Origin of the sequence: Salinithrix halophila (assembly GCF_042650125.1) — a bacterium.
Taxonomy (GTDB): domain Bacteria; phylum Bacillota; class Bacilli; order Thermoactinomycetales; family DSM-45169; genus Salinithrix; species Salinithrix halophila.
Map to the genome: position 1 here is coordinate 97,222 of NZ_JBHSAP010000004.1, position 16,510 is coordinate 113,731.

Below are 16,510 nucleotides of genomic sequence, written 5' to 3' on the forward strand. Positions count from 1 at the left end.
AATCAGCAATGGCTCTTGACGTGCTGCTGTACAAGAAAGGAACATTGGTCCACAAAGACCATATTTCTGAATCCTTGCATGATGCACTCTTTAAGAAGAACAAAAATTGGGGAAGCTACTTGACCTTGAGAAAATTACAGGATTACTATCGGACAGATGTTAGGTTGAATAGACGACAAATGGATGAGCTAGTGTCTGAGTTGGAACAAATGAAGATATTCGTAGACAATCAGGCAGCTGAACAGATTGATCAGTTAAAAGACGTGTTAAGCAGGAGTACTTACGATGAAGCGTGGATTGGTGGTGATTGACTAAGAGTAATCTACAACCATTACAAAAAGACAATAAAGAGCACCCCTCATTTTTCAAAGGGTGCTCTTTTACTATTAAACAGTCCGACTTTAGACAGAGGCCAAATGATGGCGACCGCTTGATCACTCACAGATTGAATCGATACAGGACCAAAATCTCGGCTGTCGATGCTCTGGTCAGCATTGTCTCCCATCAGAAATACATGATCTTTTGGAACGACTAAAGCGGAAAAAGCGGAAACGTTTTTTTGTACAGATCGCCCATTGACGTAGAGTTGGTGATTTCTCCCTTCCACACGGTCGCCTTCCATGGCCACGACTCTCTTAATATAGGGAACGTCTTTCTCTTTGATTTGAAAAGACACAATGTCTCCTCGCTGAATATGGCGGGGATTCCGCTTGATTAATATGATATTTTCCGGCTCAAGAGTCGGCTTCATGCTGGGTCCCATAATGACATTCCAGTCATAAAAGGAAAAGAGTATAAGTGCGCAAAAAATAGCCCCGGACCAAATACCCAACAGAAGCCTAAACATTTTTTCCAATCCGTGTTCCTCCTCTTTACTCTATTAATTTTTTACCATATGAACCTTGTGATTTCGAATCGTCATTTATACAATCGGACATGGAAGAAAATCACCCCTCATTAAAGGATATTGGAGGTAACAATGAGCTATCTGGACGAAGAACAAGAAATCAATCCGTGGCTTTCCATGTGGAAAAGTCCGCGGGAGACGGTCAGGAACTATGTAGATTCGGGGCACACCAAATGGCTATGGTTATTGGCTATCTTTGCAGGAATCAAGGTATTTCTGGATAATGCTGAAGCGCAAAACGTAGGGGATCAAGTCTCCATCGGATCGATTTTGTTCTTATCCCTATTTTTCGGTACGATCATGGGCATTGTGCAGTGGTGGTTATTAAGTGGGGCCCTCACCCTGGTTGGGAATTGGTTGGGTATGCATGCCGAATGGGGTGAGCTAAGAAAAGCGGTTGCTCTATCTTACGTTCCATTGGTATGGACTTTCTTCATTTGGATCATCAAGATCTTTGCCTTTGGACAGGAGAATTTTACACCTGAGACACCCACCATTGACGCCAGTATTCCGCTTCTTTCCTTAATCGTCCTCTGCTATCTAATCAACTACCTCGTCTTTTTTTGGTTTGTGGTCGTGTTAAGTAAAAGTGTCGCCGAAGTCTATGATACCTCCGCATGGACAGGTTTTGGACTGATTCTCCTCACCGCGGTCATTCTTTCGGTTGTCTTTATTCTGCTGATATTACCGATTGTGCTGTTGTGGTATTAAACATTCTAAAAAAACGAAAGGAAAGCCCATGATATCCATCCCCCAAATTCTTCTTCTAAGCTTGTGTTACTGGATCACACCCAAACGAGTCATCCGACGGTTGCTCGATATGTCTTTAGCGTGGTATGTCCCTTTGATTCCGGTCCTTCTCTCCGGTGTAACCTTTACGATCGCCCAGGTATCTTATCGGGATCTGGGAGACTACTTTGAATTCGGCTCTTTGCTGCTCGCTTCCTTTGGGATCGGAATCGGCGTCGGCCCCCTATTATGGCTCCTTTTTTCCGGGCTGTTTTATGGTGTAGGGAAGGTTTTCAAGGGACAAGCCTCCTGGAGGGATATGCAAATCGCTGTGGCTTTCTCCCTCATCCCCTATGTTTTTAAGCTTCTGTTATGGATGGTCCAATTGCTCCTCTTTGGCGATGAGATGTTTACCGACTTTACTCCACGAATCGACGACAGTTTCTTCCTAACGCTTTTCTACCTATTCTTCTTACTGATCCAGGTCATTTTGACCATCTGGTATGTTGTTCTTCTCTTTTTTGCCGTAGGAGAAGCCCATCGGTTTTCTACCTGGATCGGACTGCCGGTCACCCTGATTTCGGTGGGATTGATCTGGATTGTATCTAAATATGTCTTCGATATTGTGCTATATCCTGCCTAATGAGAAACTAAATGGAGGACAAGCGACTCATGAATCGATGGAAAGATTGGCTGGAATCATTCGCGAGGGTGACGAGAAGCCGTAAAGGGGCCTCCACGGTGGAGTATGTAATCATACTCGCGGCTGCCGCTCTTATCGGCGGATTCTTATATACCGCCGTCACCAGTGATCAGACGGAATCGACCATACAACAAAAAATCGACGATGCCATTGAAGGGAATGTAGGGGGAGGACAAGAAAACGGAGCAGGTTCCTCTCTATCAGAAAAAGAGCCCAATAACAATGGCAACCGCCCCCATGCCGATGAAAAACCCTCAAAAGAGAAGAAACCGACGAAAACCAACGCAAAATCCCACCAATCATCCTCCAAGGCTGACGATGATTCCGGAGGCGCTTATGATTACCTCGCTTCAGGAGAGATGGTCGATGATGCCGGGTATGTCGCCAAAGAAACCTTAGACTTTCTGTTCCTTGATGACTTATCCGGCTGCATCAATGGCAAGGACACCGACGGAAACAAAGTATCCGGCTTTGACCGAGGAATTAGCTGTGTATCCGCCGTTCCCATCCCTGCCGCCAAACTGGCCAAAGGGGTCAAGTATGGCGGAAAAGCCTTAGACTACACCAAGAAACTGGACAATTCCCTCTCTAAGACTCAGGCCGGGAAGAGGCTAAAGAAGTCCAAGGGAAAAGTGGATGAGGTAGCCGAACGAGGGAAGAAGAAGTTTAAGTGTGCGTGCGATGATAAGGTGGATAAGGTTAAAAAATCTAATTCTGTAGATAACATCTTGGAAGGAGCTACTCCCGGTAGAGCTACTAAGGGTAAAGCAAAACAATATGAAAAAGCTGGTGGCTTCGACCAAGCGCGTAAAGATTTCAATAGCTTAGGAGTCACCAATGTGAAAGAAATACCAGGTGGTTATGTAGGAAAATTACCGGATGGAAGAACTGTAAATGTTAGAAACAAAAGCTCTGACGGAAGGCCTACACTGGAAATTTATGAAGGTAAAAAATCGACTAAAATTCGATATAAGTAGGTGACAATAAGTGAAAGAAATTTGGGAGAGATGGATGCCAACAAATGATTTATCCCCAAAATACTATGTCGATTCGTTAACCGACAGTATAGATGGTTTAAAAATATATTTGTCTGATTCTAGAGATGAAAAAAAGAAAGCAGAAGTGATATTCGATTGTTCTGTACACGCTTATAGAAGCACAGATGAAGGATTTATGCTAAAAACTATAAACAACCTTGATAAACAGCACGGGACTCACTTTTATTCGGGATGGACCTTTTTCAAAGTTAAAAACTCCGATTACATGCAATGGTTAGTAAATAGTTCTTTTGAAATTGCATTATCGGAGGAACTGATACACTTTTCTTTTTTAGCAGTTGACTCAGTTGTTGATGTGATAGCCGCATATGAACCAAAAATAAAGATAGGCCCTAAATAATCGTATTGCCTACAAATAGAGCCCCTTCGCTGTTACAAGCGAAGGGGCTCTTTCACTTTTCCATGCTACCTCCACAACCCAATCGCTGTGCTCTCCCGGGTCGAGTCGCCTGCGCCGTGGTAGAGTCCGGTTCGGCGGTCGATCCAGATGGCGTTGACGTTGCCGATGTAGCGGGGGGAGGATTCGAAGCGGTGGCCTTTGGATTGGAGGTTGGTTCGGACGGTATCTGGGATGCCGGGCTCCCAGCGGATACGGGAGGTGTGGCTGTTGTAGATGCGGGGTTCTTCGATGGCCTCCTTGAGTGATTGGTCGTATTCGACAGTGTTGAGGATGGTTTGGGCGACGGAGGCGATGATCGTGGGGCCTCCGGGGGAGCCGACGACCATGACGGGTTTGCCGTCCTTAAAGAGAAGGGTCGGGCTCATGGAGCTCATCGGGCGTTTGCCGGGTTGAACTTCGTTGGGGCCGCCGGGGACGGCGTCGAAGTCGGTCAGTTGATTGTTGAGCATGATGCCGTAGCCGGGGACCATGACGCCGGAGCCGAAGAGTTGCTCGATGGTGGTAGTGTAGGATACCAGGTTACCCCATCGGTCGGCGACGGAGAAGTGGGTGGTTTCGCCGGTGGTACGGTCATCCTTTTGCTGGGGAGCGGCTTGGCCGTTTCCGGTCTGGTATGCCCAGGGGTCCCCCGGTTCCACCTTGGTGGCGGCTTGTTCCCGGTTAACAAGGGTGCTTCGCTTGTTCAAGTAGTCGGGGTTCGTCATTCCCTTTATGGGAACATCGACAAAGGTAGGATCTCCGATGTAAGCAGCCCGGTCGGCAAAGGCCAGTCGGCTTGCTTCCGCCCAGAGGTGGTATTTTTCCGGAGAGCGGATATCTTCCTTACCAATCTCCAACCGGTCCAGCATCGTCAGGATCTGGAGAACGGTGATCCCGCCGGAGCTCGGGGGAGGCATGGTGGCTACTTCATATCCTTTGTAGCTTCCCCGAAGCGGTTTGTCCAGGGTGACCCGGTATTTCTTCAGGTCCCGGGGCTTCATGCTGCCACCGTGTTCCCGGCTGGCGGCGGCGATCGCTTTGCCGATTTTTCCGCGATAGAAAGCCTTTGTCCCATGCCACTGAATCAAGCGGAAGGTGTGAGCCAAGTCTTTCTGAACGAGACGGTCCCCCTCTTTTAAGGGTTCCCCGTTGGGGAGGAAGACGTCCTTGGCAGCGGTCTTGGCCAGCTTTTCTTTGTTCTCCTCGATGGCGTCGGCTAGTACCCAGTTCACCGGCACACCTTGATCCGCCATCCGGATCGCCGGTTTGATCAACTGAGCCATCGGGCGGGTCCCCCACCGGGACAGCGCTTTATCCAGCCCTTTCAGGGTGCCGGGCACTCCGATGGCATTGCCGTGAGTGTGGCGTTGACTGAAGGGGATCGGCTTTCCGTTTTCGTCGAGGAACATGTCGGGGCGGGCTCCGGCGGGGGCTCGTTCCCGGCTGTCCACGATATCGATCTTCTTGTTCTTGCCGTGGTAAACCATCATGAAGCCGCCGCCGCCGATTCCGGACATCATCGGTTCGGCCACGTTGAGGGCGAATTGAATCGCCACAGCGGCATCGACGGCATTGCCGCCCTTCTTCAAGACATCCGCCCCCACTTTGGAAGCGAGAGGATGGGCTGATACCACCATGCCATACTTTCCGACATCCACCTGCCGCGGATCATCTGGGTTGGGCCCTCCTGCCTGGGCGCCCGCTCCTACACTCGGGACCGCGACGGCGAATAAGAGCACAATAGCTGTCATCCAAACAAAAGGCGCTCGCCATCCTCGCATGGGATCACTTCCTCATTTTTTTAAGATTGCGTGAATCACTTCTTCACCGGCTCATCGATTCCCTCCGTTTTTTTATGCTATAAAAAAATGGAAAGCCGTGTTCCCCAGCAGGGCTTTTTGGGTCGAGCCCCTTACACGCCCCAGGAGATTTCCCCTTCTCTATAGAAGGAATTAACGCGGACATCATATCTCCTTAAACATGGACCGCTAGGATGAAAAGAAAAAACCCCGTGAAAGGATGAATCCTTTGAAAGCTTCTCATCGCTCTGTCTTTTCCGGCCTCGCAGTCGCCGGCCTGTTGACTGCCGTCTTCGGCGGGGCCACCGCCCATGCGGCCACACCGAAAAAGCCCCAGGTACTCAATGTCGCTCACCGGGGCGCCTCCGCCTATGCCCCGGAGCACACTATGGCTTCCTATGAGCTGGGGGACAAGATGAAGGGTGACTACATCGAGATCGATCTCCAGATGACCAAAGACGGCCATCTGATCGCCCTTCACGACGAAACATTGGACCGGACCACCAACGGCACTGGCCAGGTGAAGGATCATACCCTGGCTGAGATCAAGCAGCTGGACGCCGGCTCCTGGTTCAATGAACAGTACCCCGCCTACGCCAAGGCGGAGTATAAAGGACTAAAGGTCCCTACGTTGGATGAGGTACTGAAACGCTTCGGCAAAAACAAAAAGTATTATATCGAGACCAAGGCACCTGATATTTACCCCGGCATGGAAGAAAAGCTGCTCTGTACGTTGAAAAAATACGGCCTTACTTCAAAGAAATCCCTAAGAAACGGACACGTGCTGGTTCAGTCCTTCAGTCAGGAAAGCCTCCTCAAAATGAACCGGCTGAACCCGGACATCCCCCTAGTCCAGCTCCTCTGGTATGATATCTCCGGTCATATCTCCGATGAAGAGCTGAACGAAGTGAAACAATACGCTGTGGGGGTCGGCCCCAACTTTGATAAGATCGACCGCTCCTATGTCCAAAAGGTACGGGAACATGGTCTGGAGATTCACCCTTACACCGTCAACGAAAAGGCGGACATGCGGAAGTTGATCGACTGGGGTGTCACCGGCATGTTCACCAACCATCCCGACCGGCTGCGAGAAGTCCTGAAAGAGAAATAAGAACCTCAGCGGTTAAACCTTACCGCCCGGCTACCGGGCGGTTTTTTCGTATGAGATTGCCACTGGCGGAAACCCTAACAAAAGCCGGAATCCGGCGGGAGTCCCTGCCAATCCCAATTCCGGCGAAAGGGGAGACGGGATGGGCCGATGGCTGCGGAGTATGATGGCGGTGGTGACAGCAACGGGGTGGTTGACGGCTGTTCCTCCACAGCCGGTGGTCGCCGAAGCGCCACCGGTGATCACGTTGGAATCCGTATGGAATATCGCCCACCGGGGGGCCTCGGGGTCGGCACCGGAGTCCACCCTCTTCGCCTTTGAACTGGGCCGCCGGATGGGGGCCGACTTTATTGAACTGGATATCCAGATGACGGGAGACGGTCACCTCGTCGTTCTCCATGACGACACGGTCGACCGTACTACGGACGGTCAGGGGCCTTTGACTCGCTATACGCTCAAAGAGCTCAAGCGCCTTGACGCGGGGAGCTGGTTCAACCGGCGACATCCGAAAAAGGCTCACCCCTCTTTCCAGCATGCACAAGTCCCTACGCTGGAGGAAGTGCTTCTTTCCCAGGGCCGTCGTGTACGGTACTGTCTGGAGATCAAAGAAGGCTCCTCAGCTCCCCTTTTGGAACGAAAACTCCTCAAGACCCTCCAACGTTACCACCTGTTGCCGCAAAAAGGCCGCCCCTCACCGGTCATCATCCATTCATTCAGTCGGGAGACCCTGCAACGCATCCATCGGCAGGCTCCTGAGATCCCCCTGGTTCAGCTGATTCATTATAAAGATGCCGGCTACATCTCCCATCGGGAACTGAACCGAATCAGGCGGTATGCCTGGGGGATCGGGTTCAGCTACAAACGCATGGACCGGGAGGATGTGCGTCGGGCCCGCTCCCACGGCTTAAGAATCCATCCCTATACCGTCAATCGCAAACGGGATATGCGCCGCCTCCTCTCCTGGGGCGTTGACGCCATCTCCACCAACTACCCGGAACGGCTCAACAAGGTACTGAAAAAGGAAATCCCCTAAAAAAACACCTCCCTCCGATGACTCGGGGGGAGGTGTAATACCGTTATGCTCTTTTTTAACCCTGTCCCCGCATCACCGGGAACAGCAGGACGTCGCGGATAGAGGGGCTGTCGGTGAGAAGCATCACCAGGCGGTCGATACCGATCCCGAGGCCGCCCGTAGGGGGCATCCCATATTCGAGGGCTTCCAGGAAGTCCTCGTCCATGGGGTGGGCTTCGTCATTACCCTGGGCTTTCTCTTTCACTTGGGCTTCGAAGCGCTCCCGCTGGTCGACGGGATCATTGAGCTCAGTAAAGGCGTTAGCGTGCTCCCGGCCGACGATGAACAGCTCAAAACGGTCGGTAAAACGCGCGTCGTCGGCATTCTTCTTGGCGAGAGGGGAGATCGCAACCGGATGGCCGTAAACAAAGGTGGGCTGGATCAGTTTCTCTTCCACCTTTTGCTCGAAAAACTCGTTGAGAACGTGGCCGAAGGTCATACCGGGTTTGGTCTCGACACCGTGCTCTTTGGCTAAGGCCAGCGCCTCTTCGTCGCTCATGTCCGCCCAAAAGTCAGCGCCGGTATGCTCTTTCACGAGGTCAGCCATATGTTTACGGGCCCAGGGGCCGGAAAGGCGGATCTCCTCGCCGTTGTAGGTGACTGTATCAGTCCCGAGCACCTCTTTCGCGGCATGGGTGATGATGTTTTCCGTCAGATCCATGATATCGTGGAAGTCCGCATAGGACTCATACAGCTCCAGCATCGTAAACTCTGGATTATGACGGGTGGAAATGCCTTCGTTCCGGTATACCCGACCGATTTCATACACCTTTTCGATGCCGCCGACGATTAGCCGTTTCAAATGGAGCTCGATCGCAATCCGCATGTAAAGCTCCATGTCGAGGGCATTGTGATGGGTGATAAACGGACGAGCCGCAGCACCCCCTGGGATGGTATGCAAGGTCGGTGTCTCCACCTCCAGGTAGCCCTCCCCGTCGAGATAGCGGCGGATCGCACTGATGATCCGGCTGCGGGTGATAAAGGTCTCCTTTACCTCCGGGTTCATGATCAGGTCCAGATACCGCTTGCGATAGCGGAGCTCCACATCCTTCAGCCCGTGGAACTTCTCCGGCAGCGGACGGAGGGATTTGGAGAGGAAGACGACTTCCTCGGCCTGGACGCTGGTTTCCCCTCGGTTGGTTTTGAAGACAGTACCGCGAATTCCCATCCAGTCGCCTAAGTCAGCCGTGGTGAAGGTTTCATATTGCTCTTCGCCGACGGTGTCTTTCCGCACATAGATCTGGATGCGGCCCGACTGGTCCTGGAGATGGGCAAAGGAGGCTTTCCCCTGTTTGCGCTTAGAGATGAGACGCCCTGCGATCACCGCTTTTTGCCCAAGTTCCGCAATCGCCTCTTTATCCAGATGATCGAAGGCATCCAGAATCTCCTGGGCGTTGTGGGTTCGATCAAACTTTTGTCCAAAGGGGTCGATACCCCGTTCCCGCAGGGTTTCCATCTTGTCACGGCGGATTTGCAGGAGCTCGCTGGTCTCCTCACCCCGCCCTTCTCGACGCTCTTCTTCTTGGCTCACTTCCGAATCACTCCTCGTAAGGCAGCGGGTGCTCCCCGCCCTCTCTCTTACTCTCTGTTATGGTCAAAGAACCGGGGGATTAGACCGATGAAAGCCGCCGGTACCCGGCGGCTGACAATCACGGGGGAAAACCCGGCGGGGCTCCAGCCACTCTGGAGCCCTTAGGCCGGCAAGTCTTTCTGTCTTTCTTCCAACTGCTCGGCAAACTCCGTTAACAGACGGGCCATGCCGTCTCGGGTGGTCTGCTCGTTGACGTTGTCCTTGATTCGGGCGGCGCCGCGCATCCCACGCAGGTACCAGGAGGCGTGTTTCCGCATCTCCCGCACGGCCACTTCCTCGCCCCGGAGAGCGATCAAGCGGTCCATATGGAGGATGGCGATCTTCATCTTCTCCTGGGGGGAAGGCTCAGGGAGGAGCTCCCCGGCGGTCAGATAATGGATGGTCCGATACAGCATCCAGGGGTTCCCCAGGGCGGCCCGACCGATCATGACCCCGTCACAGCCGGTGGTGTCCAGCATCCGCTTGGCGTCTTCGGGGGTTTGCACGTCTCCGTTGCCGATCACGGGAATATCTACGGCCGCTTTGACTTGACGGATAATATCCCAATCAGCCTTGCCCGTGTACATCTGTACCCGGGTACGCCCATGGAGGGAGACGGCCTTCGCCCCGGCCCGTTCCAGGGCGCGAGCGTTGTCGACGGCGTAGATATGCTCCTCATCCCATCCCATCCTCATCTTCACCGTTACCGGCTTCTCTACCTTCTCCACGACGGCGGATACCATCTCCTCAATCTTATCGGGGTCGAGGAGCCAGCGGGCCCCGGCATCACATTTGGTCACCTTGGGCACTGGGCACCCCATATTGATGTCGATGATGTCGGCGTTGGTCTGCTTATCCACAACCTGTGCCGCTTCAACCAACGTGTTTTTGTCCCCACCGAAAATCTGCAGAGAGAGGGGTTTCTCCCGTTCATCCACGTACAGCATCTGTTTCGTCCGCTCGTTCCCATGCAGGATCGCTTTGTCACTCACCATCTCGGCGCAGACGAGGCCAGTGCCGAATTCCTTGGCGATCAGCCGGAAGGCGGGGTTACAGACACCGGCCATCGGGGCCAGCACCACGTTATTCTCCGTTTCAATCGGTCCGATTTTCAATTTCATCGCTTTCCACCTCCTTATTCGTCAGTTGATCATTCCGTTTAAGGGGCTAATCTCACGGGAATTTCCCCATTCCAGCTGGGAAGCGGCTCGCCGGATCTCCCCATCGTCCTCCAACTCTTCCGCCAGCTGAGCAACCGTCTTGCCCGTCGGGGGGACTACGGCATCCGGAGCGAGATCCGCCAAGGGGACGAGGACAAAGGCCCGCTCCGTCATGCGCGGATGGGGAATCGTCAACTGGTCACCCTTGAATACCTGCTCTCCGTAAAGAAGGAGATCCAGATCAATGGTGCGGGGCCCCCATCGGACCGTCCGTACCCGAAACAGCTCCTGCTCCACCCCCAGGAGGGCATCCAGCAGTTCCTCCGGGGAAAGATCCGTAACCAGCTCGGCGCACATATTGAGGAAGTCGGGCTGGTCAGCGAACCCGATGGGGTCTGTTTCATAGATCGATGAGATGCGGGTCACCTCAATCCCCTGCCGAGCGTCTAGACGATCCAGGGCTTCTTTCAGGTTGGCCAAACGATCGCCCAGGTTGGTGCCCAGCCCGATATAGGCGGTGACCTGGCTCCTCATGATCGCCCCCGGCGGATTTCGACGCCCACGGAGTCATAATGGCCAGGGATGGGTGGATCCGGTTTGGTCACCCGTACCATCACTTCTTCCAAAGGGAAGGCATGTAACAACTGCTCGGCGATCCGCTCTGCCAACGTCTCCACCAAGGCATAAGTCTTCCCTTTCACTTCTTGTTGGACCGTTTCATATACCTTGCCATAATCCACCGTCCGGCTCAAGTCATCACCAGCTGCGGCCGGTTTCAGATCGATCATGAGCTCCAGGTCGACGAAAAAGCGCTGACCGAGGCGGTTCTCTTCCGAGAAGGCTCCGTGGTAGGCATAAAACGCCATCTTATTAAAAAAGATCTTGTCCACGCTTTATCCCTCCCTATGCTCCGCCTCGACCATGACGTCGGTCATACGGGCAACCCGGACCATTTCTTTCACATCATGGACACGAACCAGCCGACATCCCTTGGCGATCCCCAGCGTAATCGTGGCGCTGGTCCCCTCCACCCGTTCTTCCACCGGCAAATCCAAAGTGAGGCCGACGAAGGATTTGCGAGAGGTGCCGAGGAGAACCGGAAATCCAAGCTGGACAATCTGATCCAAATTGCCCATGACGGTCAGATTGTCTTGGTAGCTTTTTGCAAATCCGATTCCGGGATCCAGGATGATCTGCTCATCCCGGACACCGGCCCGACGGGCGATATCCACACTCTCCATCAGGTCGGTGCACACGTCATCCAGCAACCTGCCGTATCCAGACTGCTCCCGATTGTGCATCAGGATGACGGGAACATCCAATTCCGCCGCCGTGGGTGCCATATCCGGATCCTTTTTAAACCCCCACACGTCATTAATGATATGGGCACCGGCTTCCACCGCACGCCGGGCCGTCTCCGCCTTATAAGTGTCGACAGAGATGGGGCAGTCCACTTCACGGGACAGCCTCTCGACCACGGGAATCACCCGGGCGAGCTCTTCTTCCAAGGAGACGGGCTGATGACCGGGGCGAGTAGATTCACCGCCGACATCGATGATATCAGCCCCTTCCTCGACCATGCGGCGGGCATGGGCAACCGCCCTGTCCAAATGGCTGTAGCGCCCTCCGTCGGAGAAAGAATCCGGGGTGACATTGAGAATCCCCATCACAACGGTTCGCTGATGGATCGGCAGCATATAGGGGCCCGCCTGTAGCGGACGGGGCAGGGTCTTGGTCTGCATGTCCGTTTGGTACTGGGTCATCGCCGTTTTCCTCCTGTATCATCTGTCCCGTACATCAGCTTGAAACAACCGGCGGATCGTCGAACTGCCGGAGTTTATCCTTTTCTGGGCAGTAAGTTTCTATAAAATTGGCCAGCATCTGCTTTCCATGATCGGTCAGGATCGATTCAGGGTGAAACTGTACCCCTTCGAGGGGAAGCTCCCGATGGCGAATCGCCATCACTTCCCCTTCCCCCGTCGCCGCACTGATGATAAAATCCGGCGGGATGCTCTCCCGGTCAACGATCAAGGAATGATAGCGGTTGGCTTGGAAGGGAGAGGGTAACCCGCGGAAAATCGTGCTCCCATCATGAAGGATCGGGGAGGTCTTCCCGTGCATCAGCCGTCCGGCTCGGATCACTCTGCCTCCGAAGGCTTGGGCAATCGTCTGGTGTCCGAGGCAGACACCCAAAATCGGAATACGCCCAGCAAGGCGCCGCACCAGTTCCAAACTGACCCCCGCTTCATCAGGATTTCCTGGACCGGGGGAAATCAACACCACGTCAGGAGCGATGGCCTCTACCCCTTCGACAGTGATCTGATCATTCCGGTACACCTGGATTTCTTCTCCCAACTCCCCGAGATACTGAACCAAATTGTAGGTAAAGGAATCGTAGTTATCGATCACCAGAATCATCGTTCCTCGTCTCCTCTCATCCTGTCTCTTCTGATCTCACCCATTCTTACCGTCCCGCCTGTGCGTAGAGATGTGGGACGAACATACTCCTCCCATCAGTTTACAACAAATCGCATGGGGAAAAAAGGTTTCCATTGCGAAAACCCCGCCCTGGACGGACGGGGCTTTCGCTCCATTTTTCGGCAACACGTTTACTCTTCGTCAAACTGGTACAGTTGGGTGGTCAGGTACCGCTCGCCATTGGAGGGGAGAACGGCCACCACCCGCTTGCCGGCGCCGAGCCGACGGGCGAGTTTCACTGCGGCAGCGACAGCAGCTCCGGAGGAGATCCCCCCGAGGATGCCCTCTTCCTTGGCCATGCGGCGAGCCCATTCAAACGCTTCTTCGTTGGCAACGGTTATCACTTCATCATAGAGGTCCGTGTCCAAAATTTCAGGCGCAAATCCAGCACCGATTCCCTGGATTTTGTGGGGGCCAGGCTTCCCACCGGACAGAACCGGAGAAGCGGTGGGTTCCACAGCGACGATATGGATACCGGGGATCTCCTTTTTCAGCACTTCACCCGCCCCGGTGATGGTGCCCCCGGTGCCGATCCCGGAGACGAAGGCATCGATCTTCCCTTCCATTTGGCGGACCAATTCCGGACCGGTTGTCTCGCGGTGGATTTTGACGTTGTCCTGGTTGTTAAACTGTTGCGGCATGAAGTAATCCGGGTTCTCCCGCGCGATTTCTTCCGCTTTGGCGATGGCTCCCTTCATCCCTTCCGCTCCAGGGGTAAGAACCAGCTCAGCACCATAGGCGCGCAACAAGTTACGACGCTCGAGGCTCATTGTATCGGGCATCACAAGCAAGGCGCGGTATCCCTTGGCGGCAGCGACCATCGCTAGCCCAATCCCGGTGTTACCACTAGTCGGTTCTACGATAGTAGAGCCCGGCTTCAGATCGCCCCGCTTCTCCGCTTCTTGGATCATGCTGTACGCGATCCGGTCTTTCACGCTGCTGCCGGGGTTGAAGTATTCCAGCTTCAGATAGACATCGGCATCGGCCTTCCCTACGATCCGGTTCAATTTGACAACCGGGGTTTCCCCAATCAGTTGCAGGATATTTTCTGCTACGCGCATGGATGAACCTCCTATGACCTAGTAGTTCGGTAGGAATTTATGATTTTATCGTAACAAGGCGGGGGAACATTGTCAATTAACAGACAGACTTTCTTCTCCATTTTTCTTTTCCCGATTACTAGAAAAGAAACCCGGGTCTTGCAAATAGTCAAGACCCGGTTCCCTTCGTCGTTTCCCTCAACTTTCCCCGTCCACTTTCTCCCGTAGGAATTCTAACTCCTCCCGGGAGAATTGGTAAGCTTCGTTGCAGAAGTGGCAGATCACTTCTGCTTTTCTCTGTTCCTCGATCAGGTTCGTCAGTTCCTCTTCTCCGAGGCTTTTCAATGTGGCCTCGGTTCGCTCCCGGGAGCAATGGCAACGGAAGGCAAGTTCTTGCCGATGGTGAATCGTGAAATCTTCGCCTAAAATGCGAAACAGCATCTCCTCAGGCCCTGCGCCGGCTTCCATCTGTTTCGTCACCGGGGGAGCTTCTTGAATGCGTTGCTCCAGTTCGGTAATGAGGGACTCCTCGGCACCAGGCATCATCTGGATGATAAAGCCGCCGGAATGGAGAATCGTAGCGTCTCGATCCACCAATACACCCACTCCCACCGCGGAGGGCACCTGCTCCGACACGGTCAAATAATAGGTAAAATCATCCCCCAATTCTCCAGAGACCAAACGCACGCTCCCCCGGTAGGGTTCTTTCAGCCCCAGGTCTTTCACCACATCCAGAGTGCCCTTACCGACAGCAGCCGCTACATCCAGCTTGCCCTGATTGTTCAGAGGAAGGTCTACGGCGGGATTGTCTACATAGCCCCGCACATGTCCCAACGCGTCGGCATCGACGACGATCTGACCGATGGGACCGTCTCCCCGAACCTGGATCGTCAGCCGGTCCCGGTCACTTTTCATCATCATCCCCATCATGGCTCCTGCCGAAACCGTTCGTCCCAAAGCGGCACTGACGACGGGCCAGGTCTGGTGCCGCCGCTGCAACTCTCCCACCAAATCGGTCGTAACAACAGCAATCCCGCGAACGTGTCCGTCGAAAGCCATGCCCCCGATCGCATAATCTCCACTCATCACAAACCCTGCCTTCCTGGGGAAAAATCCCCCTGACTAAAAGGAACCCCATCGCCGGGGTCCCGAAACAATTTATTTCCGGTTCCGCTCAAAAACCAGCTTCAGCCCTTCCAGGGTCAGTAGCGGATCCACCTCATCGATCGTCTGGGTATCTCCACAGATCAGTTCTGCGAGGCCGCCGGTGGCCACCACCGTCGGAATCTCCCTTAACTGGTTCCGCATACGGGAGACAATTCCGTCGACAACGCCGACATAGCCATAAAAGACACCCGCTTGAACGGCTTTCACCGTATTTCGACCAACTACACTCTCCGGCTTGACAATCTCCACCCGTGTTAACTGGGAAGCCCGTTCATAGAGGGCCTCGGTGGCGACGTTGATCCCCGGAGTAATCGCCCCGCCGATATAGCGTCCTTCTTCGTTGATAAAGCAAAAAGTGGTGGCCGTCCCAAAGTCGACGACAATCACCGGTGTCCCGTAACGCTCCAAGGCGGCAACAGCGTTGACAATGCGGTCTGCCCCTACTTCCCTGGGGGTTTCGTACTGGATGTTCAATCCTGTCTTTACCCCCGGACCGACGATCAGGGGAGTAAGTTGAAAATATTTCTTCGTCAACAGCTTCAGAACGTGGGTCAGGGGCGGGACTACGGAACAGATCGCCACCCCGTCTACCTCCTCTAAAGAGACGCCTACATGGTGGAAGAGGTTTTTCAGCCGCATACCGTACTCGTCTTCCGTGGAACGGCGGTCGGTGTGGATGCGCCAATGATGCACCAGCTCATCCCCCTGATACAGCCCCAATACTATATGAGTATTGCCGACATCCATCACCAATAACATGGGTATCCACCTGCTTTTCGGAAAAAAGTCCAACCCCATCATAGCAGGGCGGAACCTTGAATTCAATCGACGCCGACTGCGATCGTTTTTGGGCATGGCACTTTTAGCGGGACTGTTTTAAGATAAAAGCACATCTATCAGGGGGTGATGGACATAAAGAATCTCATCGCAAACTTCAAGCGGAAGCAAGAAAAGGAGGAAGAAGAGTGGCAAAAGAAAGACCCTGCGGATAAATTCATCTATTTTGCATCGGATGTGGTAATAAAAACGATCCTGATCACGGTTTTTCTTCTTGGCATAGGGGTCGTGGGGGCTTTCTTGTTTCAAAGCTAATTATACATATCAAGGGCGGCAGGCTTTTTGGGTAAACCGGGCATGGTCGAAACCGGTTTCCTGGTCGCCTGACCGGGAGAGGTTCCCCGCAGCCATTGTACCATACTGGGTGTGCTTGGAAATATGGGATTGAGGTTCTTTAGTCTATCAGAGCATGGTTATTTATTCATAGGCTAGAGAGAACGGACATAGCCTCACCACCGGGCCGAGCCTTGATCCCGGCTTCAAAAAACAGAACGGTGTCCGTC

Annotated in this window: 19 protein-coding genes; 8 read left to right on the plus strand and 11 right to left on the minus strand. The window is 53.5% G+C overall.

What is annotated here, in order from left to right:
* Positions 1-8: 8 nt before the first annotated feature.
* Positions 9-311 (plus strand): hypothetical protein, encoded by a 303-nt coding sequence (locus ACFOUO_RS01530; protein WP_380701451.1) that lies wholly within the window; start codon positions 9-11, stop codon positions 309-311.
* 47 nt (positions 312-358) lie between these two features.
* On the opposite strand, the gene lepB is transcribed toward ACFOUO_RS01530, so the two are convergent.
* The gene (gene lepB, locus ACFOUO_RS01535) at positions 359-847 is read right to left on the minus strand and encodes a signal peptidase I (RefSeq protein WP_380701619.1); all 489 of its coding nucleotides are present in this window, start codon (positions 845-847) and stop codon (positions 359-361) included.
* A 132-nt stretch (positions 848-979) separates the two neighbouring features.
* Here lepB and ACFOUO_RS01540 point away from each other — a divergent pair, with 132 nt between their 5' ends.
* The 4 genes from ACFOUO_RS01540 to ACFOUO_RS01555 are packed head-to-tail and all read left to right on the plus strand — an operon-like array spanning position 980 to position 3,737.
* On the plus strand, positions 980-1,618 hold the full coding sequence (locus tag ACFOUO_RS01540; protein WP_380701453.1) for a YIP1 family protein: 639 nt from the start codon (positions 980-982) through the stop codon (positions 1,616-1,618).
* 28 nt (positions 1,619-1,646) lie between these two features.
* Positions 1,647-2,279: a YIP1 family protein gene (locus ACFOUO_RS01545; RefSeq protein WP_380701455.1), complete on the plus strand. Its 633-nt coding sequence runs from the start codon at positions 1,647-1,649 to the stop codon at positions 2,277-2,279.
* A 29-nt stretch (positions 2,280-2,308) separates the two neighbouring features.
* On the plus strand, positions 2,309-3,316 hold the full coding sequence (locus ACFOUO_RS01550; RefSeq protein ID WP_380701457.1) for a DUF4244 domain-containing protein: 1,008 nt from the start codon (positions 2,309-2,311) through the stop codon (positions 3,314-3,316).
* 10 nt (positions 3,317-3,326) lie between these two features.
* The gene (locus ACFOUO_RS01555; RefSeq protein WP_380701459.1) at positions 3,327-3,737 is read left to right on the plus strand and encodes a hypothetical protein; all 411 of its coding nucleotides are present in this window, start codon (positions 3,327-3,329) and stop codon (positions 3,735-3,737) included.
* 65 nt (positions 3,738-3,802) lie between these two features.
* Here the strand turns inward: ACFOUO_RS01555 and ggt are convergent, their stop codons facing one another.
* A complete protein-coding gene (gene ggt, locus ACFOUO_RS01560; protein WP_380701461.1) occupies positions 3,803-5,557 on the minus strand; it encodes a gamma-glutamyltransferase in 1,755 nt (584 codons plus the stop codon).
* Positions 5,558-5,804: 247 nt separating this feature from the next.
* Between ggt and ACFOUO_RS01565 the strand changes: the two genes are divergently transcribed.
* Both ACFOUO_RS01565 and ACFOUO_RS01570 read left to right on the plus strand, forming a co-directional pair.
* Positions 5,805-6,686, plus strand: coding sequence for a glycerophosphodiester phosphodiesterase (locus tag ACFOUO_RS01565; protein ID WP_380701463.1), 882 nt, complete (start codon positions 5,805-5,807; stop codon positions 6,684-6,686).
* A 139-nt stretch (positions 6,687-6,825) separates the two neighbouring features.
* Positions 6,826-7,716 (plus strand): glycerophosphodiester phosphodiesterase, encoded by an 891-nt coding sequence (locus ACFOUO_RS01570; RefSeq protein WP_380701465.1) that lies wholly within the window; start codon positions 6,826-6,828, stop codon positions 7,714-7,716.
* A gap of 55 nt (positions 7,717-7,771) precedes the next feature.
* Here the strand turns inward: ACFOUO_RS01570 and lysS are convergent, their stop codons facing one another.
* The 9 genes from lysS to ACFOUO_RS01615 all read right to left on the minus strand — a co-directional run bounded on the left by lysS (position 7,772) and on the right by ACFOUO_RS01615 (position 15,929).
* Complete coding sequence (lysS, locus tag ACFOUO_RS01575) at positions 7,772-9,286, minus strand: lysine--tRNA ligase (protein ID WP_380701467.1); 1,515 nt, start codon at positions 9,284-9,286, stop codon at positions 7,772-7,774.
* Between the two features lie 161 nt (positions 9,287-9,447).
* On the minus strand, positions 9,448-10,446 hold the full coding sequence (dusB, locus tag ACFOUO_RS01580) for a tRNA dihydrouridine synthase DusB (protein ID WP_380701469.1): 999 nt from the start codon (positions 10,444-10,446) through the stop codon (positions 9,448-9,450).
* Positions 10,447-10,467: 21 nt separating this feature from the next.
* The gene (gene folK, locus ACFOUO_RS01585; protein WP_380701471.1) at positions 10,468-11,019 is read right to left on the minus strand and encodes a 2-amino-4-hydroxy-6-hydroxymethyldihydropteridine diphosphokinase; all 552 of its coding nucleotides are present in this window, start codon (positions 11,017-11,019) and stop codon (positions 10,468-10,470) included.
* Complete coding sequence (gene folB, locus ACFOUO_RS01590; protein WP_380701473.1) at positions 11,016-11,375, minus strand: dihydroneopterin aldolase; 360 nt, start codon at positions 11,373-11,375, stop codon at positions 11,016-11,018. The genes folK and folB overlap by 4 nt, the downstream gene beginning before the upstream one ends.
* A 3-nt stretch (positions 11,376-11,378) precedes the next feature.
* Entirely contained in the window at positions 11,379-12,248 is an 870-nt protein-coding gene (gene folP, locus ACFOUO_RS01595; RefSeq protein WP_380701475.1) for a dihydropteroate synthase, read from the minus strand.
* Positions 12,249-12,282: 34 nt separating this feature from the next.
* A complete protein-coding gene (locus tag ACFOUO_RS01600) occupies positions 12,283-12,903 on the minus strand; it encodes an anthranilate synthase component II (protein WP_380701477.1) in 621 nt (206 codons plus the stop codon).
* A 191-nt stretch (positions 12,904-13,094) separates the two neighbouring features.
* Positions 13,095-14,024, minus strand: coding sequence for a cysteine synthase A (cysK, locus tag ACFOUO_RS01605; protein WP_380701479.1), 930 nt, complete (start codon positions 14,022-14,024; stop codon positions 13,095-13,097).
* Positions 14,025-14,201: 177 nt separating this feature from the next.
* Entirely contained in the window at positions 14,202-15,089 is an 888-nt protein-coding gene (gene hslO, locus ACFOUO_RS01610) for an Hsp33 family molecular chaperone HslO (RefSeq protein ID WP_380701481.1), read from the minus strand.
* 72 nt (positions 15,090-15,161) lie between these two features.
* The gene (locus tag ACFOUO_RS01615) at positions 15,162-15,929 is read right to left on the minus strand and encodes a type III pantothenate kinase (protein WP_380701483.1); all 768 of its coding nucleotides are present in this window, start codon (positions 15,927-15,929) and stop codon (positions 15,162-15,164) included.
* Positions 15,930-16,076: 147 nt separating this feature from the next.
* Between ACFOUO_RS01615 and ACFOUO_RS01620 the strand changes: the two genes are divergently transcribed.
* The gene (locus tag ACFOUO_RS01620) at positions 16,077-16,262 is read left to right on the plus strand and encodes a hypothetical protein (RefSeq protein WP_380701485.1); all 186 of its coding nucleotides are present in this window, start codon (positions 16,077-16,079) and stop codon (positions 16,260-16,262) included.
* Positions 16,263-16,510 lie beyond the last annotated feature (248 nt).